This window comes from Vogesella mureinivorans (genome assembly GCF_007644035.1).
Classification (GTDB): domain Bacteria; phylum Pseudomonadota; class Gammaproteobacteria; order Burkholderiales; family Chromobacteriaceae; genus Vogesella; species Vogesella mureinivorans.
This window is the reverse complement of the sequence record NZ_VMTV02000165.1, coordinates 19,745-41,597: the sequence shown is the minus strand read 5'-3', so window position 1 is coordinate 41,597 and position 21,853 is coordinate 19,745. Positions and strand designations below refer to the sequence as shown.

The window sequence follows — 21,853 nt, the reverse complement described above, 5'->3', positions numbered from 1 at the left end:
ACTACGAATTTCTACGAATAGGCAGCGCGGATAGAAGGCTGGACAATAGCAACACTCGCTCAGGAGATTGCTATGTTAGGCCTTGCCAAAATACTCGCCGATAAAGTGCAGACCAGCCAGGAATGTGGCCTGCTCAGCCACCGTCTCAGCCCGTGGCGCTATGTGCCGCCACGCGAAAGGCTGATCGACCCTATCGGGGAAGCCGAAGTTTTCCTGGCCTACGGTAAGCGCCGCGAAGCATTTCAGGTGCTAAGCCATACATTGCGCTGCGAGCCGGATAACCTGGAGGCCAAGATGCTGCTACTGCAGACACTAGCCTACCTGCGTGACATTCCAGGCTATTGCAAGCTGGCAAGAGAGCTGGCCCCTCAGCTTTCCGGCCAACCATCCTGGCATACCATCTGTACTGCAGGGCAGGAGCTGGCCCCTTACGAACCCCTGTTCATGTACCAGGCCTGAGCTAGGCCAAACGGCAGCGTTCTTTGCTGCCATCGGGTACGCAGTATTTCATGATGCCGGTCTGCGTCAGCTCGACATAGCCCAGCTGCTCATCCTCCGCTGTGGCCCGCAAGACAAAATAGCCATTGTCTGTATTGCGTGCGGCAGAAGCAAAAGCCAACCTATAACGCGCAGTACCCTGTGCCGGGTACTGCGTATGCGGCAAACCAGGCCAGCTTGCCGCCGTTTCTTTGTAACGGCCATGCTGGCTGTAGTATTGCTCCATGAACACGGCATTGTGGTGAAGTAGTGCTGCCACGGCAGCCTGGGCTGCACGCTCTTGCTCGGCCTGATAACGCCATGCGGCCAACATGGTCAGAATGGTGGCGATCGCCAGTGCCACCATCATCTCCAGCAGCGTAAAGCCGCGGCTGGCCATCAGCAGTCACTCAGCTTGCGAAAGCCCGTCGCACTGACCTGCAAACGCCGGCACAAACCACTCCCCAGGCCACGAGCGGTATAGCTGACGCCACCATGGGCAGACAGCACGCCGCTGGGCTGTATACGGTAGCTGGGGACGCTGCTGAACAACTGCAGGCGCATACCAGGCGGTAACGTCAGTACATCCATGGCTTCCTTGCTGTCGTACAAGCCCGGCCTGCCGCCAGCACTATCGATGAAGAACAGGATGCCCTCGGACAAAGGGTAGCCATTTGCTTCCATAGCGACTTGCTGGCAGCCCTGGATATCCAGGTTTGATTTCAAATTGCCGATGCAGATATGCACCGAGGCATTGCGGGTAATCGCTTCGCTGCGCACCCGCATCAAGCCGGATGCAATGCGCGATAGCTGCGTATCGACGGCTTGCTGCTCCTGGAAACGCGCATACGGGGCGGCCGACCAAGTCCATAGCAATAGCAGCAAGGCCATCACCAGCAGTAGCTCCAGCAAGCCTATTCCGTGTTGTGTCCGAGACATCTTCCCCCCCGCGCCAACCCGGCAGCACAAGTGTGGCTGTGATGCAGGATGAATGAGATGTGGCAGCTTAGGAAAGCACTTTTATCCATGTCAATGTATTTTTCAGCAGCGGTACACCGACTGTATCTATTCATGAAAGTGGTTCAAGCAGCACCGACTATTCAATAATCCATGCCCAAAATAAAAAACCGCAGCACCCGGCTGCGGTTTGGTCTGCCCAGTATCGGCTATTCCGTAAATTGCATGCTGTGTAGCCTGGCGTAAAAACCTTCGGCTGCCAGCAGCGATTGATGGGTACCGGTCTCGACGATCTCGCCCTGATGCATCACCACGATACGGTCGGCTTGCTCAATCGTAGACAGACGATGCGCAATCACCAGCGTGGTGCGGTTCTTCATCAGGTTATCCAGTGCCGCCTGCACCAGGCGCTCGGACTCGGTATCCAGTGCAGAAGTCGCCTCATCCAGAATCAGTAACGGTGCATTTTTTAACAGGGCACGTGCAATGGCCAGACGCTGGCGCTGTCCACCCGACAGACGGGTGCCGTTTTCACCGATTTCGGTATCAAAGCCTTGTGGTAGCGCCTCGATAAAGTCCAGCGCGTTGGCCGCACGCGCCGCCTCGATAACCTGCTCGCGGCTTACCTGATTCAAGGCACCGTAGGCAATGTTGGCCGCCACGGTATCGTTAAACAGCACCACGTCCTGGCTCACCAGTGCTATCTGCTGACGCAGCGCCGGCAGAGCGTAGTCTGCCAGTGGCTTGCCATCCAGCAACAGCTGGCCGCTTTCTGGCTCGTAAAAACGCGGCACCAGGCTAGCCAGCGTGGTTTTGCCCGAGCCGGACGAGCCCACCAATGCGACAGTTTCACCGGCACGAATGGCCAGATTGATCTGCTGCAAGGCGCGCTTCTCTACCCCCGGGTAGCTAAACGACAGGTTAACGATCTCCAGTTCGCCACGGGTCTTGTGCAACATGGCCGCACCGGTGTTTTTCTCTTCCGGCTCATCCAGAAACTGGAAAATGGTCTCGGCGGCAGCCAGACCACGCTGCAGCGCCTGCGAGATACCGGTGATGCGCTTGATCGGCGCGAACAGCAGCATCATGGCCGTAAGGAAAGACATGAAGTCGCCCGCACTGAAATCACCATGCTGTGCACGCAGCGCGGCGAAATACAGGATGGCAGCCAGCGCGCAGGCAATCATCAGCTGGGTCACACCCGTATTGGCCGAGCTGGCCGCGCTTTGCTTGACCTGATTACGGCGCAGCGCATCGGCGGCCTCGTGAAAGCGGCCGATCTCGTAGCTTTCGCCACCGTAGATCTTGACCACTTTCTGGCAATCGATGCTCTCGCTCACCACCTGGGTCATCTGGGCCATACGCAGCTGGTTTTCCCGCGCCAGGCCACGCAGGCGCTTGCCGACAAAATGCATGCAGGCGGTAACGGCAGGCATCACCACAAAGCAGATCAGCGTGAGCTGCCAATCGGTATACAGCAGCAATGCCAGCAAACCCAGCGTGGTGACGCCGTCTTTTACCGCCACGGTGATCACATTGAAACCCGCCTCGGTCACCTGGTTCACGTCGTTGGCAATACGCGAAATCAGCCGCCCGGACTGGCTTTCGTCGTAAAAGCTCACCGGCAGGCGCAAAAGCTTGGCAAACATCTCCTCACGCAGGGTCTGCACCAGGCGGCCAGTCAGCCAGCTGGCCGTGTATTCATTGATAAAGCTGGTGAGGCCACGCAGCATGAATACACCGATGATGGCCAGCGGCACCCAGCGGATGGTGTCCGGGTCTTTGCTGACAAAGCCGCCATCGATCAGCGGTTTGAGCAGGCGGGCAAACGCCGCCTCGGTCAACGCGGCGATGGTCATGGAAACCAACGACAGGATCAGTACTTTCCAGTAACGCTGGATGTAGGCGAGCAGCCGGCGATACACCCGCCAGCTATGTTTGAATGAGTCGTTCATGGTCACTTCACGGCAGTAGCGGCCAACCCTGCCAGCGCCAGCAGGCGGGCAGTATTGGTATGGGGTGAAAAGCGGTGGCGCACGTCCTGGCAACCTGCCTGGGCCAGGCTTTGCATCTTGTCGGGGTGCAATAAGGCATGGTCAATGGCGCCGGCCCAGGCCTGCACCTCACCCGGCGGCAGCAAGCAGCCGGTTTGCCCGTCGGTAATGGTTTCGGGAATACCGCCGGTACGGCTGGCCAGTACGGGCACGCCCAGGCCCAGCGCTTCGATCTGCGACATGCCCAGGGGCTCGTAGCTGGACGGCATCAGCACCAGGTCGGCCCTGGCCAGCAAGGCCGCCACCGGCTGCACCATCCCGGCTAACAAGACATTGTCTGCCAGGCCAAGACGGGTGATTTCTGACTGCAAATGCGCAAGCTCCGGGCCTTCACCCGCAATGACATAGCGCAGGTGCGGCCAACGTGCCCGCAGCAAGACCATGGCCTGCAAGATCGTCTGGTGGCCCTTTTCGCCGCGCAGCATGGCCGCCTGCACCAGCAGCGGGCCGGGGTGTTCGTGCAGCCACTGCTGCACGGGCAGGGGCAAATCGGCGCGGGCATCGCGGTCGATACGCTCAAAGTCGATACCCGGGTACACCACGTGCAAGCGTTCAGCCCGGATAGCCGGGTTCTGCAGCAGGGCATCGCGCAGATACTGGCTGGGCAGCATGGTGGCATCCACCAGCTGGTTATACGACCACGCCGAGGCCTTGCCCGGCTGATAGGTACGCGAGCGCAGCAGGAAAGGGCGATGGCGCACCAGGCGCGCCGCCATGGCCAGGTTGTTGCTGTCGTGCCCGCTATGGCAAATGGCCAGCCGAGGCTGATACGTGGCGATCCAGCGCCGCAGAATGGCAATGGATGGCAAATGCACGCTGTTACGGAAACGCACCGGCAGTACCTGCAAACCCTGCTCTTGCGCCACAGCAGCCACCCGGCTGCCAGGCCGGCAAGCCAGCACCGGCTGGTAGCCCAGCAAGGCCAGCTGGCGCATTTGCTGCATCAGCTGCAGTTCCTGCCCGCCGACATTGGGGGAGGATTCGGTGAAAAGAACGTGACTAGACATGTGACTTACCAGTCTGACCCTGATAAATCTGTGCAAGCAGTGCCGCTACGGTAAACAGGAAAATATGCAGCATATGATCTTTACTGACACTCTCCAGCACCATGCGCCCAAGAAAGCCACAAGTTACCAGCATCAATGCCAAGCCAGCAGCATCACGACGCAGAACAAAAGCCTTCAAACCGATCACAATCAGACTCACGCAGAAGGATAACCATAGCAGGACACCCGGTACGCCTAGCCCCACCACCATATCGATAAAACCGCTATGGCTATGGCCAATCTGGTTGGGTTTACCCACAGAAAACAGCGCCTGGCTAAATGCTCTCCTGTCATAACCGTATCCCATAGGCCGTTCAGCCACCAGATCCAGACCGGCACGAATCCACGCCACACGTTCATAAGCAGAGCTATCTACCGCCCGACCATCTTCAAGCAACGGGAAAGGCGCCATACGCAGCCATCCCAAGCCATCGCGATCCTGCCAACCCATCGTAACGGACTGCACAAAAATCTGATTACGGGCATCTTTCTGGATAGCTTTGGATACAAAACCGACCATCCCGATGCTCACTACCAACAACAAAACCACGAGCCGTGCTCGAGATAGCTGCTGACGATGTGTCAGTACATAAATGAAGGTAAATGACAGCACCAAGTAGCTCAGGCCGATCAAGCCATTGCGCGCGCCAGCGTGGAAGCTGGCAAAAAACATCAAGGCACCAATTGCCAGCAGGTACCACAGCGGGAAACGAGTCTTACCCTTACCAAAACCGGCAAGCACGGCCACAAATGCCATGGCAAAGTTCACAAAAAACGTGAACTCAAGCTTGGTCGCCGTAGTGAATACATCCATGTAAAGCCACGAGCCGTGCAGGTAGTAATAGCGCATCGCCATGAACACTTCCGCCGCCACCAGCAAAAGCCCTGCAGTCACTACGCAATCCATGATGGACAAAGGGCGTTGGCGGCTAAACAGTACTGTTCCAGCAATAAACCACAGCCCCCCCATCAGTAGCTGACTACGCCATTCGGCCAACGATGTGGCCATCCAGCCGGATAGCACCACACTGTGTAGCAGGGCATACAGCAGAAAGCTCCCCAACAGCAAGGTTGGTACCTGCCAACTGGATAGCGTACGCACTAGTACCTGTCTCTCGACAAAAGCCCACACCAGAAAAACAGTCAGCAGCACGTAACGCAGTGCGATCGTATGGGAAATATTGGATACGGTCAGAAAGATTATGGCCAGCAGAACCGCCCAATAACCCGGCTGACGCCATATGGCAAGCGCCTTCATGTGATGATTCCTGCAGTCAGAATAGATTGAAACACCGCCTCAGGCCTTACCGCCGCCATACATTGCACCTGCTTGCAGCCACCTGGCTGCTCGCCGGCAGGCCGGAAGCAACGTAGCGCCCAGTCCACCGGGCGATGGTGCACGCTACGCTGAAAACGGCAAGGAAACAGGGCCGGGCCGGCACCGACACAGGTGTACCGGCTAAAGAAATGGCTGGCACCAAACAGCGTTTCACTGCCCGGGCCAAACAGCATCACCAATGGCACGCCCGCAATCTTGGCCAGGTGGGCAATACCCGTATCAGGGCACACGCAGGCCTGGGCTGCGGCCAACACCGCACGCAGTTGCGGCAAGGAAAGCGTGCCAGAAATAACCTTATCTTGCGGCAGCGGGGCCACCCCCTCGATAAGGTGATCCTCGCCCGGCCCACCGGACCAGACCACCGCCAAACCCCGCTCGCGCAACGATGTCGCCAGGCTTTGCCAGTATTCGCTAGGCCAATAGCGCGTGGGGGAGCTGGCCCCCACGTGCAGCACCACATAGCGTGCGGGCAGGGCTGGCAGGCTTTGCTCACCCAGCGGCCAATGCGCCAGGTCGAATGGCTGGGGTGCCGGGCCGTCTACCAGCCTGGCGGCGGTATCCGTCCACGCTTCCGGCTCATCCGCGTAGGGGATGCGCTCATCCACCAGCCAGTTTTTGTAATGCGGTATCTCGCCGTCAAAGCCCACAATCCAACGCGCACCGATGGCGCGGGCCAGGTAGCTCAGGCGGTTCTCTCCCATCAGGTACACCATATCAACACGTGGCAGGGCAAACAGGCGGCGGATGCTGGCAAAGTCACGCGGGTGCCACGGGATGGCACGCACACCGTAGGGGCGGCTGTCGTACAGGCCGGCTTGCAGTGGCGGGCAGGCCAGCACGATGTCCGCCTGGGGGAAACGCTCGCGCAGCTTGGCCAGCAAGCTGGTAGCCATCAGCGCGTCGCCCAGCAAAAACTGGTGCAACACCAGAATGCGCTGCACGGTGTGCGGCTGCGGTTTGCGCCGCAGCCATTGCCACGGCAAACGGAACAACAAGGTAGCAAAAATCAGCACACGGCCAGGAAAGCGACCTTTCATGCCAGGCCCTCCGCGTCGGGCAGCAGCCGGGCGAACAAGGCCAGCATCTGCCCTACCATGCGCTGCTCGGTATAAGGCAGCACGGCCTGGCGCGCTTGTGCACCCATCTGCGGCCAGCTGGCGCGTGCGGCCAACCATTGGCCTACATTGTGCTGCCATTCGGCCGTGGCATCCGGTGCGGCCAGCCAGCCGGTTTGCCCCGGCTGCAGCAGCTCGCCACCACCGCAACGCGTGCTGGTAAGCACCGTCAGGCCGCAGGCCATGGCCTCGGCCACCACCAGGCCAAATGGCTCGTAGATGGAAGGCAGGATGAAGCCATCGGCCATGCCGTAGTAGCTGCGGACATCGCGCTGGGCGCCGGCAAAATGCACACGCGCCGCCACGCCCAGCTGCTGGGCTAACGCCTGGTAATGCCGGCTTTTCTTGTCGCTGCCCACCACCACCAGCTGCACCTCGGGGTGCGGCACGATGGCGCGCAGGGCTTGCGCCAGGCCTTTGCGCTCGAAACCGGAGCCGACATAGAGCAACACCGGTGCGTCGGCGCTGACACCGTATTGCTGGCGCAGGGTATCGCGCTGGGTGCGGGCATCCTGCGGGTTGAAAAACGCGCTGTCGATGCCGTTGTAGATAACGTGGCAACGCTCGGCCGGCAGGCCGGTGTACTGCATCACGTCGCGCTTGACCATCTCGGAGATACACACCACGCCGCGAAACGCCGGGTCGCGGTACATGCGCTGTTCCATGGCCAGCATGTAGTGGTGGTAAGGGTTCAGCGCCATCGCCACACGGGCAACCATGCCGCCACGCTGGCGGCGCACCGCGAGCCAGGCTGCGTGCACGCCATCATCGGCGCGGTACACATGGCAGCCGGGAATGCGCTCGTGCGATAACACCAGTGCCGCGTCCAGCGCCTGCCACAAGCGGCGCGCAGCGCGGGCAAAGCCCCAGTCCCGCCACACACTGCCCAGATAAAACGGGTTGACGCTATGCGCCTCGATACCCGGCACCGCTTCCCATTTCCGGTTTATCAACAAGGTATGCAGCGCAGCATGCCCCTGTAGCTGGCGCAGGATGGCGCTCACCACGCGCTCGGCACCACCGGCGGGGTTGAATTTCTGGCGGATGATGGCAATACGCTTCATGCCAGCTCCTCTTGCAGGCTATCTACCGCGGCCAACACCTGCTGTACGCTGATTTTTTCCAGGCACTCGCTGCGCCAGCTGCCCCCGCAACCGGCGTTGCCACAGGGGCGGCAGGCCATGTTGGCCGCTACCACGCGGTGTGCGACCTGCCACGGGCCCCATTCGATATCGCCGGACGGGCCAAACAAGGCCACGCAGGGCGTTTGCACCGCGGCGGCAATATGCATGGGGACAGAGTCCACGCCAATGTACAAACGCGCCGAGGCAATGGCGGCAGCCAGCTCTTTCAGGCTGAGCTGGCCTGCCAGGCTGACAACCGGCCGCTGCAAACGCGCGGTAATGTCAGCCAGCATGGCCATTTCGTCTGCGCTGGGGGCCGCCGTCAGCAAGATCTGCTCGCCACGGGCGGTAAGCTGGTTGATCAGCTCGGCCATTTTGTCTGCCGGCCAGCTTTTGAACAGCCAGCGCGAGGTGGGATGAACCAGCACGTAACCGCCAGGAGCCAAGCCCGATGCGGCCAACTTGGCGGCCAGGCTAGCCTCGGCGTCGGCACCGGGCAGTAGCGTGAGGCGGCGGGCGTCTGGCGCGGGATAGATACCGATACGGCGCAGCGCATCCAGGTGGATTTCCACGGTGTGGCGGCGGTTACCCGGCACCTGCAGGTAGCGGTGGGTAAAGGTTTTTTTGAAGAAGCGCCCATACGGGCCGTGCGGCCCTACCGACCAGCGCGGCTTGAGCAGGCGCACCAGCCAGGCACCACGGTTATGCTCGGTCAGGGTGATCACCAGGTCGTACTGACGGGCTTTCAGCGCCGACAGCAGCTGCCACTCGGCCCGCAGCTGGCCCAGCGGGCCATGCTTTTTCCACTGCCGGTCTATGGTGTGCAGCTGCGACAAAGCCGGGTGACCAGACAGCATCTCGCGCGTGTCGTGGTACACCAGCGCGTCTATCTCGGCGTGCGGGGCGTGCGTTTTCAGCGCCGACAAAACCGGCGAGGACAATAGCACGTCGCCGTGGTGGCGTAGCTTGATCAGCAATACGCGGCGCACGGCAGTCAGATCGATGGCGTCTATGAGCATGAAAAGAAAAAAGCCGGATCAGGCGTCCGGCCCGGCATTCAGTTGTGTCAACAAGTCAGCGATTCTATCAGGGTCTTCGCTGCGCAGGATACGCGCGACCTGCGGGGCCAGGGTATCCAGATCGCTGTTGAGCACATTCTGTTTCACAGCCAGCAGGTTGGCCGGGTGCATGGAGAAGCGGCGCAGCCCCATGCCCAGCAGCAGGCGGGTCAGGCGCTCGTCGCCCGCCATCTCGCCGCACACCGACACCTGCACGCCGGCTTTGGTAGCGGTCTTGATGGTGTGGGAAATCAGCTTCAATACTGCCGGGTGCACCGGGTCGTACAGGTGGCTAACCGAGTCGTCGTTACGGTCTACCGCCAGCGTGTACTGGATCAGATCGTTGGTACCGATAGACAGGAAGTCCACGTATTTGACAAAGCTGCCCGCCACCAAGGCGGCAGACGGGATCTCGATCATGGCGCCCACTTCGACCTTATCGGCAAAGGGGATGTTTTCTTCGCGCAGCTCTTTCTTGGCGTACTCCAGCTGCGCCAGCGCCTGTTTCAGCTCGCCCAGGCCGTTGATCATGGGAAACAGGATACGGATCTTGCCGTACACAGTAGCGCGCAGCAGCGCACGCAGCTGGGCACGGAACATCAGCGGCTCGGCCAGGCACAGCCGCACCCCGGTCAGGCCCAGTGCCGGGTTTTCGGCAGCGCCGTGGTTGAGCCAGCGCGGGTTCTTGTCTGCGCCCAGGTCCATGGTGCGGACGGTAACCGGAGCACCACGGGTAGCCTCGGCTACCTCGCGGTAGGCGGCAAACTGTTCGTCTTCCGACGGCAGGCTGTCGCGCCCCAGAAACAGGAACTCGCTGCGGAACAGCCCTACCCCGACGGCGCCAGACTCCAGGACGTTGGCCGCATCCTGCGGCAGCTCGATATTGGCCAGCAGCTCGATGGGGGTGCCGTCCTGGGTCAGCGCGTCGGTCTTGCGGATGCTGGACAGCTTGCGCCGTGCTTCTATCCAGTTACGCTGGCGGCGGCGGTATTCGGCCAACACGCTTTCTTCCGGGTTGATGATCAGCACACCTTGCTGGCCATCCACCACGATCAGCTCGTCCTCGCGAATGAGCTCGCGCGCGTGGTGCAGCGCGATCACCGACGGCAGGTCCAGGCTGCGGCCCAGAATGGCGGTGTGGCTGGTGGCGCCGCCCACGTCGGTCACAAACGCGGCGACGCTGGAATCCTTGAAATACACCATATCGGCCGGCGACAGGTCGTGCGCCACCAGAATGGCGTCTTCGTCCATGTCTTCGACAAACTGCAAGTCGGTGCTGTGGCCGGCCAGGTTCTTGAAGATGCGCTCCACTACCTGCAGCACATCGTGCTTGCGCTCGCGCAGGTAGTCCTCCTCGATGGCGTCAAACTGCTCTACCAGGGTGTCGCACTGCAGCTTCAGCGCCCATTCGGCATTGCAGCGCTGGCTGTCTATCAGGTCGCGCGGGTCGCGCGAGATGGTGACATCGGACAGCAACATGATATGCAGGGACAAAAATGCGCCCAGCTCGGCCGGGGCATTTTCGGGGATGCTGCCCCACAGCAGCTCCAGCTGCTTGCGGGTATCGCGCACGGCGCTATCGAAACGCTGCTGCTCGGCGGCGATCTCGCTGTCTTCCAGCGCCAGATGCACCACGTCGTCCATGCTTTGCGATAACAAATGCGCCCGCCCGATGGCGACGCCGCCACCGATCGGTACACCGTGCAGCACGATACTCATGTCTACTCCCCTGCCTGTTTATTATCGCGGGCGTTTATTCCGCCTCGTCGAAGCGGTTGTTGATCAGCTCGACCAACGCCGCCATAGCCTGCTCTTCGTCTTCGCCATTGGTTTCCAGCTCTACCGTGGCACCTTTGGCTGCTGCCAGCATCATCACGCCCATGATGCTTTTGCCGTTTACACGGCGGCCGTTGCGCGCAATCCAGACTTCGGCCTTGAAGCGGCTGGATATCTGGGTAAATTTGCTGGAAGCACGTGCGTGCAGGCCCAATTTATTGATGATTTCAATTTGCTGTTTTTGCATTTTTTCCCTCCGGAAGCATATAGAAGACCCCTTCCAGGCCCCCGGTAATGGCCTTGCTGACCACGATTTCCAATGGCTGGCTGCTATAACTCAGCGCCCGCACCAGCATGGGCAGGTTTACCCCCGCCACGGCTTCCACCCGGCCCGCCTGCACCAGGCGGCCGGTAATATTAGCGGGCGTGCCACCTACCATATCGGTTAGCACCACCACGCCATCCCCTTGTTCCAGCCGGGCAATCAGCTCCTGGGCTTCCTGGCGCTTGGCCTCGGGGTCGTCGTGCTTTTCCACCCCCATGATGGCCAGGTTGTCCGGCACGCGGCCCAGCACATGACGGGCACAGTCGGCCAGGCTCAAGCCCAGATTGCCATGCGAAATTAGTAGTACACCAACCATATTCTTCACCCCGGCGCATGCCGGCTATTGCCAACACGTCAAACACTGCCCGGCGGGCAGCCCCTGGAGGCCGTGCCCTCAGGCCCCGTCTACCGAGCTACGATACCAGCCCAGCTGCGGTGCCAGCGACACTACCTCACCCACGATAATCAATGCAGGTGAGCTGATACTATTCGCACGAATCAAGGCAGGCAAGGTTTCCAGTGTCCCCAGCACGGTTCTTTGCCGGGGTGTCGTGGCTTGCTCCACTACAGCCGCCGGTGTGCTGGCGGCTTTGCCATGACTAATGAATGCCTGGCAGAGTTCCTCCGCCATGGCCAAGCCCATGTAAACCACCACCGTTTGCCCGCTACGCGTCAGGGCGGGCCAGTCTAGCGTAATGCTACCGTCCTTTTTATGACCTGTGACAAAGGTCACCGACTGGGCATGGTCGCGGTGCGTCAGCGGGATGCCGGCGTAGGCTGCAGCGCCACTGGCAGAGGTAATACCCGGCACCACTTCAAACGGTATGTGGTGCGCCGCCAGCAGGGCAATTTCTTCGCCGCCACGGCCAAAGGTAAACGGGTCGCCGCCTTTCAGGCGCAACACGCGCTTGCCTTCCTGCGCCAGGCGCACCAGCAGAGCGTTGATGTCTTCCTGCGGCAAGGTGTGGTTGGCGCGCTGTTTACCCACAAACACGCGCTCGGCATCGCGGCGTACCAGCTCCAGCAGCTCGGGCGCCACCAGGTTGTCGTACAACACCACATCGGCCTGCTGCATCAGCCGCAGGGCACGAAAGGTCAGCAGATCCGGGTTGCCCGGCCCGGCCCCTACCAGATACACCGCACCTGCCGGCGCCGCATCCGCTGCGGCCAACCTGCGCTGCATGTCTTCACGCGCGGCGGTTTCATTGCCATTCATTACCTGCTCGGCCAGGGGGCCCTCCAGCACGGCTTCCCAGAACGCACGGCGCTCTTCCACATTACTGAAGCGCGCCTTCACCTGCTCGCGAAAACCCGTGGCAAAACGCGCCAGGCGGCCGAACCCGGCCGGGATCATGCTTTCCAGCCGGGCACGCACCAGGCGCGCCAGCACCGGCACACCGCCGCCGGTAGATACCGCAATCACCAGCGGGGAGCGGTCAACAATGGCGGGCGTGATGTAGCTGGACAGCTCCGGGTCGTCCACCACGTTCACCGGAATGCCCAGCGCCTGCGCGGTATCCGACACCACACGGTTTACTGCACGCACGTCGGTGGCGGCCACCACCAGCTTGTAGCGGTCGATATGTGCCGGTTCGAAGTTGGCCGCAATATGCACCACCTCGCCGCGCGCAGCCATCTGTGCCAGCTCCGGTGCCAGCTCGGGCGACACCACGGTAAGGCGCGCGCCTGCAGACAGTAGCAGCCGCGCCTTGCGCAGGCCTACTTCGCCCCCGCCTACCAGCAAGCAGGACTCGCCCTGCAAGCGCATGAAAATCGGAAAGTACTCCACATTGCCTCCTGCCAGAATGCGCTCGAGCATAACCCGCAGCGCCACGCTTGGCGACCGCCACACCACAGATAAGCCCAGGCAAATCATGAAAAAGGCATGATCTAGCATGCATTTCATGACACCGCGCCTTTTATCGCTACAATCCAGAGTAAGCACGGTCTGTCCGTGCGCGCCCAGCCATGGAGAACAATGTGCCGGCCATTGCTACACTGGAAACAGCCCTCAGCGCCCTGCCGGGTGGCTACCTGCTACTGGATGAAACGCACTGCGTGCGCTTTGCTACTGCGCGCTTTTATCAGCTATTGCATTGCGAACCACTGCAATGCGGCCAAGCCCTGCCTACCAGCCTGCTACCGGCGGAAATGCAGCCTGCATTGCTGGCCGGCCAGGCACACGCCAGCCAGCAGCTTTATGCCGGCCAGCTGCTGGACTGGCTGCTGACCCCGCTGCCGGATGGCACCATGCTGAGCATTCGCGAAGACCGGCAAACCTTCCGCAACCTGATAGAAAACTCGCCCGACATCATCAGCCGCTATAACCCGCAGCTGGTCTGCCTGTATGCCAATAGCGCCCTGGGCCGCTACTCGCCCATACCGCCAGCCTTGCACGTTGGTCTGGGCATAGAAGAGCGTGGTTTGCCGGCACACGTGTGCGACGCGTTTCGCCATGCCAGCAGCCAGGTGCTAGCCAGCGGCAAACCGGTGATCTTTGAAAACCAGCTGAACCACCACGACAAACACTACGTTTTTGAATCGCGGCTGTTTCCCGAAACCGACGAGCACGGCCAGGTGCAATCGCTGCTGTGCATCGACCGCGATATCAGCGAAGAACACGCCATGCGGCTCTGGCAGGCCGACGAAAACCGCCTACTGGAAATGATTGCCAACAACCGCCCCATGAAAGAAGTCATGGTGTGGACCTGCCATATGATCGAGTCGCAAATTGAAGGCTCGATGTGCTCCATCATGCTGCTGGACGATGAAGGCACCCACCTGCACGTGGCAGCCGGCCCCAGCCTGCCAGACGAATACAAGACACAAATTGACGGTGTCACCATAGGCGCCAGCGTAGGCTCGTGCGGCACGGCGGCCTTTACCGGCGAGGCGGTTATCGTGACCAACATCCAGCAGCACCCCTACTGGGCAGACTACGCAGCGCTGGCCAGCAGCCATCAGCTACGCAGCTGTTGGTCCTACCCCATCAATGCGCACGATGGCAGCGTACTGGGCACCTTTGCCATCTACTTTGCCCACCCCTGCGCCCCGGACAACCATAGCGAATACATTACCCTGCGCACCTCGCACCTGATGGCCATTGCCATCCAGCAAGAGCGCCGCGCCAGCCAGCTGTTCCAGCTGGCCACGCAAGATGCCTTGACCGGGCTGTACAACCGCCGCCATTTCATGACCCTGGCCGAGGAAGCGTGTGATAACACCCTGCTGCTACCCAAACCACTGTGCATGCTGATGTTTGACCTGGACCATTTCAAACAGGTCAACGACCGCTACGGCCATGCCGCCGGCGACGATGCACTGCGCTCGTTTGCCCGCATCCTGCAAGACAGCCTGCGCGCGCAAGATCTGGTCTGCCGCATGGGCGGCGAAGAGTTTGCCGCCCTGCTTACCGACACCAGCGCAGAAGATGCCATGAGCGCCGCACAGCGCATTTGCAACCTGGTGGCGCAAACCCCGGTACTGAGCCACGGCCAAAGCATCCCGCTCACCGTCAGCATCGGGCTGGCCCGCTGCGCACCCGGCCAGGCGCTGGGTGACATGATGCGCCAGGCAGACAAAGCGCTCTACGAAGCCAAAAACGCTGGCCGCAACCGCGTACATATTGCCCAGCAGCCCTAATCGCCCACCGCCCCCACCGCCACAACACAATTACGCCCGGCACGCTTGGCCTGGTAGAGCAAATCATCCGCCTGCTGCAAATATTGGTCGGGGTTTGCCTTGGTGTCTTCCCAAGACACCAGACCCGCCGAAAACGTACAATGTAAGGCGTGCCCGGCGGCCAGTACCGGCAGCCGGGCAAACTGCTCGCGCAGGGCATCGAGCTTGCGCAGTGCATCTGCCGGGCCGGCACCGGGTAGCAGCACACAGAACTCCTCGCCACCGTAGCGGGCAAACACATCCTGCTCGCGCAATGACTGCCGGCAAAACTGCGCCAGCTGGCGCAACACCTCATCCCCGGCAGCGTGGCCGTAGCGGTCGTTTACCTGCTTGAAGTGGTCCACATCCAGCATGGCCATTGCCACGCGCCGGAACGGCGGCACCGCCTGGCGCAGCTGCTGCAGCGCCTCGTCCAGGCCACGGCGGTTCAGCGCACCGGTCAGGCTGTCTTGCAGGGTTTCGCGCACCAGGTGCTGGGTACGCTGCCGCAAGATCACCATCAGAAAACCGAAGCTGCCATAGATGGTGGCAGTCGATACAAACAGGTACAGCAACGGGTCGGACATATCCAGCAACAGCATGCTGTCAGCCTGCCAGCCCAGCACGACCAGGCGCAGGGCAAACGTTATGGCGCCCAGCGCGTACAGCGTGGTCAGGATAGGGTAGCCGGGGCGGATATGCTGCTCGATCTGCCAATGCAACCACGACAGGCGTACAAACACCGCGCCCAGTGCCAAGGCATTCCACATGGCAGCCCACTGCAGCGGCAGCAAGGCGGTATTGGCCAGCAGGGTCAGCAGACACAACGCAGCATCTGCCACGTACCAACACCGACGCCGCTGCAGGCAGGCCAACACCAGCGCAAACTGCTGATAGCCACCCAGCAAGAAAACCATGCTCAGCGCGTCCAGCCAGCGCCAGTGCAGTACCGGCTGCGCCTCTACCACCAGGCCGCAGGCAATGCACAGGCAACCCTGCAGCCAGATACGCCGCTCGCGCACCAGCTCGGCCTGGCTGGCGGCAAAGCGCCAGCTGCTCCAGCCCACCAGAATGATGGTGAGGGCAATGGGCAGAATATGGACATCGATCATGACAAGCGCCGGCTTCGATAAACAGACTTACTGCTTTATAGCGCAGCACCCGGCACTGCTGCGGCCAACCATGGCAGCGGCCTGCACGATGCGGTGGCCATCAGCGCGGGCGGCCACGGCCAAAGGCGCCGCCAGCAGGCAAAGAAAAACCCTGGCTGCGGGGCAACCAGGGTGCGGTATCGGGGTAGCAAGGCCGCCCGCCGGGCGGCCTTGCGCTGGCCACTGCGGCCAACCTTTCAGGCAAGTACGGCTTAGTGCGCCGCCTCCCAGCTGTCGCCCACGCCCACCTCGGCCAGTAGCGGCACCTTCAGCGCCGCCACACCCGCCATCAGCTGCGGCAGGCGGCTGCGTACCACCTCCAGCTCGTCCTGCGCCACTTCCAGCACCAGTTCATCGTGTACCTGCATGATCAGGCGGCTGCGCAGGCCGTCCTGCAGCAGCCAGCCCTGCACCGCAATCATGGCCAGCTTGATCAGGTCGGCGGCGGTGCCCTGCATCGGCGCGTTAATGGCGGCGCGCTCGGCACCGGCGCGGCGTGCCTGGTTGCCGGCGCGGATATCCGGCAGGTACAGGCGGCGGCCGAATACCGTCTCCACATAGCCCTGCTCGGCCGCCTGCTCGCGGGTGCGCTGCATGTAGTCGGCCACGCCGGGGTATTTGCGGAAATAGCTGTCGATATACACCTGCGCCGCGTCGTTGCTGATGCCCAGCTGCGAGGCCAGGCCGTATTTGCCCATGCCGTAAATCAGGCCAAAGTTGATGGCTTTGGCGGCGCGGCGCTGCTCGGTGCTGACCTCGGCCAGCGGTGTGCTGAACACCTCGGCGGCGGTGGCCTTGTGAATATCCTCGCCACTGGCAAAGGCGGCCAGCATGCCCTCGTCGCTGGACAGATGCGCCATGATGCGCAGCTCGATCTGCGAATAGTCGGCGCTGACAATGACAAAACCCGGCTGGGCGATGAAAGCCTCGCGCACGCGGCGGCCTTCGGCGGTGCGCACCGGAATGTTCTGCAGGTTAGGCTCGCTGCTGGCCAGGCGCCCGGTAATGGCCACTGCCTGTGAATAAGTGGTGTGCACGCGGCCGGTCTGTGGATTAATCAGCGTCGGCAGCTTGTCGGTGTAGGTGGACTTAAGCTTGGCCAGGCCGCGGTACTGCAAAATCAGCTTGGGCAGCGGGTGGTCCAGCGCCAGTTTTTCCAGCACTTCTTCGTCGGTAGAGAAGCCCCCCGACGGCGTTTTGCGCACGCCCTTGGTGGGGATGCCCAGCTTGCCGAACAGGATTTCCTGCAGCTGCTTGGGCGAATTCAGGTTGAACGGCTGGCCGGCCAGCGCATAAGCCTGCTGCTCCAGCTGCAGCATCTCGCTACCCAGCTGGTGGCTTTGTGCGGCCAACTGCTCGCGGTCGATCAGCACGCCGGTGCGCTCCATGGCAAACAGCACTTCGGCCACCGGCAGCTCCATGTCGCGGTACACACTGCCCAGCGCGCCATCGAGCTGCGGGGCAAAGTGCTGCGCCAGGCGCAGGGTGATGTCGGCGTCTTCGGCGGCGTAGTTGGCCGCTACGTCTACCGCCACTTCAGCAAAGCCGATCTGCTTGGCGCCCTTGCCGCAGATTTCCTCGTAGGTCACCGTGGTTTCGCCCAGGTGGCGGCGCGCCAGGTCGTCCATGCCGTGGCGCTCGTGGCTTTCGATCACGTAAGACGCCAGCAGGGTATCGTCCACCACGCCGCGCAGGGTAATGCCGTGGTTGGCCAGCACGTGGCGGTCGTACTTCAGGTTCTGCCCCAGCTTGGGCCGGCTGGCGTCTTCCAGCCACGGTTTGAGCTGCGCCAGCGTGGCGTCGAAGTCCAGCTGCTGCGGCGCGTCCGGCCCGCAATGCGCCAGCGGCAGGTAGGCAGCCTCGCCCGCCTGCACGGCAAAACTCAGGCCAACGATGCGCGCCTGCATCGGCTCCAGGCTGGTGGTTTCGGTATCGACCGACACCACCTCGGCCGTGGCCAGCTTGTGCAGCCAGGCGTCCAGCTGGGCCTGGGTAAGGATGGTTTCATAGCTGCGCGCTACCGCCGGCGGCGGCGCCAGCTGCGGCTCGATACCCGCGGCGATGGCCGACACGCTGTCCAGGTCGTCGCCAAACAGGCTGCCGCTCACGTGCAAGGGCGCCTGCGCGGGCGCAGGGTTGGCCGCCACCGCACCGCCCAGCTTGTCGTTGACCTCGCGCAGGAAGGTGCGGAAGCCACACTGTGCAAACAGCACCGCCAGCTGCGCGTACTGCTTGCTGCCGTGGCGCAGGTTGTCCATGCCCTGCGGCAGCTCGTGGTACAGCTCCACGTCGCACTTGATGGTAATCAGCTCGCGCCCGCGCGGCAGCCAGCCCAGCACCGCGCGCAGGTTTTCGCCCACCTTGCCGCCCACGTTGGCCGCATTGTCCATCACCGCCGCCAGCGAGCCGTACTGCTCCAGCCATTTCACCGCCGTTTTCGGGCCGCATTTATCCACGCCCGGCACGTTGTCCACTTTGTCGCCGATCAGCGTCAGGTAGTCGATGATCAAGTCTGGCGGCACGCCGAACTTTTCCTTCACGCCGGCTTCGTCCAGGTTTTCGTTGGTCATGGTGTTCACCAGGCTCACCGCCGGGCTCACCAGCTGCGCCATGTCCTTGTCGCCGGTGGAGATGATCACCTTCATGCCGGCTGCCTCGGCCTGGCGCGCCAGCGTGCCGATCACGTCGTCGGCCTCTACGCCTTCCACCATCAGCAGCGGCCAACCACTGGCACGCACTACCTCGTGCACGGTCTCGATCTGCGCGGCCAGCTCGCTGGGCATGGACGGGCGGTTGGCTTTGTACTCGGGGTACAGGTCGTCGCGGAATGTCTTGCCCTTGGCGTCGAATATGCAGGCGCTATAATCGAATTGGACTTCCTTTTCCAATCGGGCCAGCATGTTCACCATGCCGTAGATGGCACCGGTGGGCTCCCCCTGCGGCGAACGCAAGTCGGGCATCGCGTGGAAGGCGCGGTACAGATAAGAAGAGCCATCGATCAATAACAAGGTTTTCATAATCAAAAAGGGCTAAGGTATGGGCTTGCACGATAAATTACCGCAAACAAGCGACCGTTACGCGATGATGCAACGCTTCCGGGCGCGCGAAGCGTGGCACGTGATGAAGATTTTGTCGGAATTCGTCGAATCCGCCGAAGAGCTGCAGACCATTACCCCGGCGGTGAGCATCTTCGGCAGCGCACGAACCCCGCGAGACCACCCGTATTATAAGCTCACCGAGGACATCGCCCGCCGCCTTTCGGACGCCGGCTTTTCGGTGATCTCCGGCGGCGGCCCCGGCATCATGGAAGCGGCCAACAAGGGCGCCTTCTACGGCAAGAGCCCGTCGGTGGGCCTGAACATCGTGCTGCCGCACGAACAGCGCCCCAACGAATACCAGGACCTGAGCCTGACATTCGACCACTTCTTCAGCCGCAAGGTGATGTTTGTCAAACACGCACTGGCCTACGTGGTGATGCCGGGGGGTTTTGGCACGCTGGACGAAATGTTCGAGGCGCTCACGCTGATCCAGACCGGCAAAAGCCGCAAAATGCCCATCATCCTGTGCGGCAGCGCCTTCTGGGGCGGCCTGCTGGACTGGGTACGCGAACGCCTGGCCGGCGACGGCATGATCAACCCGGCCGACCTGGACCTGCTGCAGCTGATCGACGACCCGCAGGAAATTGTGGAAACCATCTTCCGTTTTTACGAAACCCGCGGCTTCGAAACGCTGCCGGAGGAGCGCGAACAGCTGCTAAACCTGTAGAATTGGCCTGACAGAGGGGGCAATAGCCCCCCGCCACCAAGCCCAGGACCAAGGAAACCCTCATGCAGCGCCTTTTGCTGGCTACCCTCATGGCAGCCTCGCTCGCGGCTTACGCCGACACGCCCCCCGCCACCGTTCCGCCGCCACCGGCCACCCTCAGCGGCCCGCAGCCGGAAGTACGCGTTTACCAGAACGGCCCGGACACCGTGGAAGAGTACCGGATGAACGGCAAGGTCTATATGGTGAAAGTGACCCCGCAAGGTGCACCGGCCTACTTCATGATGGACGAAGAAGGCAAAGGCGTGATGCAGCGTGTTTCCCCCTCCCAGCAGCAGGTTACCCCGCGCTGGGTGCTGATGACGTTCTAGGAGGCCGCCATGTCCGTGTACACCTCGGTTTCCAACGATGACATGCAGGCCTGGCTACAGCGCTACGCGCTGGGCGAGCTGGTAGAACTCAAAGGCATTGCCGCCGGCATTACCAATACCAACTACTTTGTCACCACCACGCACGGCCGCTACGTGCTGACGCTGTTCGAAGTACTGCAGCTGGCCGAGCTGCCATACTTCCTGCAGCTCAAAAGCCACCTGTCGCGCCATGGCGTAGCCTGCCCGGCGCCCATTGCCGACCACAACGACCAGTTTGCCTCCCTGCTGGCCGGCAAGCCCGCCTGCCTGGTGAGCTGCCTGCAAGGTAGCGATGTCAGCCACCCCAATGCCGCACAGTGCCACGCCGTGGGCGAAATGCTGGCGCAAATGCACCTGGCCGGCAGCACCTTCCCGCTGCGCATGGCCAACCCGCGTGGCCCGGCCTGGTGGGCGCACACTGCCAGCACGCTTTACGACGCCATGCCGGCAGCCGACGCTGCCATGCTGCGCGACGAAATTGCCTTCCAGGCCAGCCACCGCTTCGACTTTTTGCCACAGGGCGTCATCCACGCCGACCTGTTCAAAGACAATGTGCTGATGGATGGCGACCGCATCGCCGGCTTTATCGACTTTTACTACGCCTGCAACGACATCCTGCTGTACGACGTGGCCATTGCCCTGAACGACTGGGCACGCCTGCCGGATGGCCAGATAGACGACGCCCTAGCCAGCGCCCTGCTCGCCGGCTACCAGGCGGTACGCCCGTTCAACAGCAGCGAAATCGCCGCCTGGCCGGTAATGCTGCGCGCTGGCGCGCTGCGCTTCTGGGTATCGCGCCTGCTGGATTACCACCAGCCGGCCAGCGGCGAGCTTACCTTTACCAAAGACCCGGGCGTGTTCCAGCAACTGTTGGCCGCACACCGCCAGCGCAGCAGCTTCTGGCTGTAATGGCAGAGAAAATTTATCGAAATGACAGGCTGCACACAATCATACATAGGTCATATTGCGACCGGTGCAGCTTGCCACTAACATGCAGCACTACCCCAACGCATGGAGCATCAAGATGAAAAAGAACCTGCTACTGCTGGCCCTGCTGGCACCCCTGGCGGCCTACGCGGTTGACAGCAGCAAAGACGAATACATCGGCGGCAACCTGTCGCTGAGCCGTCATAGCGTGAGCATGCCGGGCTTTACCACCACCAAAACCGACAACAACAGCAATGGCTACGGCCTGCGTGCCGGTTTTTATAGCCACGACCAGCTGTCGTGGGAGCTGGACTACCAGAACTACGGCACCAGCGAGCGCACCCTGAGCAACGGCAGCAAGGTCGAATCCGAGCTGTCCAGCGTCGGCATCAGTGCCATTGGCCACCTGCCGCTGAACGACAAGCTGGGCCTGTACGGCCGTGTCGGCATGGCCCGCGTAGAAAGCAAAACCACCGGCGCCAACAGCTTCAAGGCCCGCAAGACCGTGCCGGTTATCGGCCTGGGCGTAGAAACCCAGCTGCAACCGGATCTGCGCGCCTTTGTAGAAGTGGCCCAGACCGGCAAGGTAAAATCCAGCACCGGCGGCCAGGAAGATTCCCACTCCGGCACCCGCCTGAGCGGTGGCATCACGTATCATTACTGATACCGGCC

20 protein-coding genes are annotated in these 21,853 nt (G+C 61.8%); 6 read left to right on the top strand and 14 right to left on the bottom strand.

What is annotated here, in order from left to right; genetic code table 11:
- Nucleotides 1–72: 72 nt before the first annotated feature.
- Entirely contained in the window at nucleotides 73–459 is a 387-nt protein-coding gene (locus FLQ44_RS05810) for a type IV pilus assembly protein FimV (RefSeq protein WP_147693498.1), read from the top strand.
- A gap of 1 nt (nucleotide 460) precedes the next feature.
- Here FLQ44_RS05810 and FLQ44_RS05805 read toward each other — a convergent pair whose 3' ends face one another.
- The 12 genes from FLQ44_RS05805 to cysG all read right to left on the bottom strand — a co-directional run bounded on the left by FLQ44_RS05805 (nucleotide 461) and on the right by cysG (nucleotide 13,090).
- Nucleotides 461–877, bottom strand: coding sequence for a type IV pilin protein (locus tag FLQ44_RS05805; protein WP_147693583.1), 417 nt, complete (start codon nucleotides 875–877; stop codon nucleotides 461–463).
- Entirely contained in the window at nucleotides 877–1,389 is a 513-nt protein-coding gene (locus FLQ44_RS05800; RefSeq protein WP_170252839.1) for a GspH/FimT family protein, read from the bottom strand. The genes FLQ44_RS05805 and FLQ44_RS05800 overlap by 1 nt, the downstream gene beginning before the upstream one ends.
- 254 nt (nucleotides 1,390–1,643) lie before the next feature.
- Entirely contained in the window at nucleotides 1,644–3,389 is a 1,746-nt protein-coding gene (msbA, locus tag FLQ44_RS05795) for a lipid A export permease/ATP-binding protein MsbA (RefSeq protein ID WP_147693496.1), read from the bottom strand.
- 2 nt (nucleotides 3,390–3,391) lie between these two features.
- The gene (locus FLQ44_RS05790) at nucleotides 3,392–4,495 is read right to left on the bottom strand and encodes a glycosyltransferase family 4 protein (RefSeq protein ID WP_147693495.1); all 1,104 of its coding nucleotides are present in this window, start codon (nucleotides 4,493–4,495) and stop codon (nucleotides 3,392–3,394) included.
- On the bottom strand, nucleotides 4,488–5,792 hold the full coding sequence (locus FLQ44_RS05785) for an O-antigen ligase family protein (protein ID WP_147693494.1): 1,305 nt from the start codon (nucleotides 5,790–5,792) through the stop codon (nucleotides 4,488–4,490). The genes FLQ44_RS05790 and FLQ44_RS05785 overlap by 8 nt, the downstream gene beginning before the upstream one ends.
- A complete protein-coding gene (locus FLQ44_RS05780) occupies nucleotides 5,789–6,910 on the bottom strand; it encodes a glycosyltransferase family 9 protein (protein ID WP_170252836.1) in 1,122 nt (373 codons plus the stop codon). Before FLQ44_RS05780 ends, FLQ44_RS05785 begins: the two co-directional genes overlap by 4 nt.
- Nucleotides 6,907–8,052: a glycosyltransferase family 4 protein gene (locus FLQ44_RS05775; protein ID WP_147693492.1), complete on the bottom strand. Its 1,146-nt coding sequence runs from the start codon at nucleotides 8,050–8,052 to the stop codon at nucleotides 6,907–6,909. Before FLQ44_RS05775 ends, FLQ44_RS05780 begins: the two co-directional genes overlap by 4 nt.
- A complete protein-coding gene (rfaQ, locus tag FLQ44_RS05770) occupies nucleotides 8,049–9,131 on the bottom strand; it encodes a putative lipopolysaccharide heptosyltransferase III (RefSeq protein ID WP_147693491.1) in 1,083 nt (360 codons plus the stop codon). Before rfaQ ends, FLQ44_RS05775 begins: the two co-directional genes overlap by 4 nt.
- 18 nt (nucleotides 9,132–9,149) lie before the next feature.
- Entirely contained in the window at nucleotides 9,150–10,889 is a 1,740-nt protein-coding gene (gene ptsP / locus FLQ44_RS05765; protein WP_147693490.1) for a phosphoenolpyruvate--protein phosphotransferase, read from the bottom strand.
- Between the two features lie 34 nt (nucleotides 10,890–10,923).
- The gene (locus FLQ44_RS05760) at nucleotides 10,924–11,193 is read right to left on the bottom strand and encodes an HPr family phosphocarrier protein (protein ID WP_017508632.1); all 270 of its coding nucleotides are present in this window, start codon (nucleotides 11,191–11,193) and stop codon (nucleotides 10,924–10,926) included.
- On the bottom strand, nucleotides 11,174–11,587 hold the full coding sequence (locus tag FLQ44_RS05755; RefSeq protein WP_147693489.1) for a PTS sugar transporter subunit IIA: 414 nt from the start codon (nucleotides 11,585–11,587) through the stop codon (nucleotides 11,174–11,176). Before FLQ44_RS05755 ends, FLQ44_RS05760 begins: the two co-directional genes overlap by 20 nt.
- Nucleotides 11,588–11,665: 78 nt before the next feature.
- Nucleotides 11,666–13,090 carry a siroheme synthase CysG gene (gene cysG / locus FLQ44_RS05750; protein WP_276607830.1) on the bottom strand — a complete coding sequence of 475 codons (1,425 nt, stop codon included), beginning with the start codon at nucleotides 13,088–13,090 and terminating at the stop codon, nucleotides 11,666–11,668.
- A 161-nt stretch (nucleotides 13,091–13,251) separates the two neighbouring features.
- Here cysG and FLQ44_RS05745 point away from each other — a divergent pair, with 161 nt between their 5' ends.
- A complete protein-coding gene (locus tag FLQ44_RS05745; protein ID WP_170252834.1) occupies nucleotides 13,252–14,913 on the top strand; it encodes a sensor domain-containing diguanylate cyclase in 1,662 nt (553 codons plus the stop codon).
- On the opposite strand, the gene FLQ44_RS05740 is transcribed toward FLQ44_RS05745, so the two are convergent.
- Both FLQ44_RS05740 and polA read right to left on the bottom strand, forming a co-directional pair.
- Complete coding sequence (locus tag FLQ44_RS05740; protein ID WP_147693487.1) at nucleotides 14,910–16,043, bottom strand: GGDEF domain-containing protein; 1,134 nt, start codon at nucleotides 16,041–16,043, stop codon at nucleotides 14,910–14,912. The genes FLQ44_RS05745 and FLQ44_RS05740 overlap by 4 nt on opposite strands.
- Nucleotides 16,044–16,294: 251 nt before the next feature.
- A complete protein-coding gene (gene polA / locus FLQ44_RS05735) occupies nucleotides 16,295–19,099 on the bottom strand; it encodes a DNA polymerase I (protein WP_147693486.1) in 2,805 nt (934 codons plus the stop codon).
- 19 nt (nucleotides 19,100–19,118) lie between these two features.
- Here polA and FLQ44_RS05730 point away from each other — a divergent pair, with 19 nt between their 5' ends.
- The 4 genes from FLQ44_RS05730 (at nucleotide 19,119) to FLQ44_RS05715 (ending at nucleotide 21,845) form a co-directional block, all read left to right on the top strand.
- A complete protein-coding gene (locus FLQ44_RS05730) occupies nucleotides 19,119–19,847 on the top strand; it encodes an LOG family protein (RefSeq protein ID WP_147693485.1) in 729 nt (242 codons plus the stop codon).
- A gap of 62 nt (nucleotides 19,848–19,909) precedes the next feature.
- Nucleotides 19,910–20,215, top strand: a complete 306-nt coding sequence (locus FLQ44_RS05725; protein ID WP_147688475.1) for a DUF2782 domain-containing protein — start codon at nucleotides 19,910–19,912, stop codon at nucleotides 20,213–20,215.
- A gap of 9 nt (nucleotides 20,216–20,224) precedes the next feature.
- Nucleotides 20,225–21,163 carry a homoserine kinase gene (locus tag FLQ44_RS05720; protein ID WP_147693484.1) on the top strand — a complete coding sequence of 313 codons (939 nt, stop codon included), beginning with the start codon at nucleotides 20,225–20,227 and terminating at the stop codon, nucleotides 21,161–21,163.
- Nucleotides 21,164–21,278: 115 nt separating this feature from the next.
- Nucleotides 21,279–21,845, top strand: coding sequence for an outer membrane beta-barrel protein (locus FLQ44_RS05715; RefSeq protein ID WP_170252832.1), 567 nt, complete (start codon nucleotides 21,279–21,281; stop codon nucleotides 21,843–21,845).
- Nucleotides 21,846–21,853 lie beyond the last annotated feature (8 nt).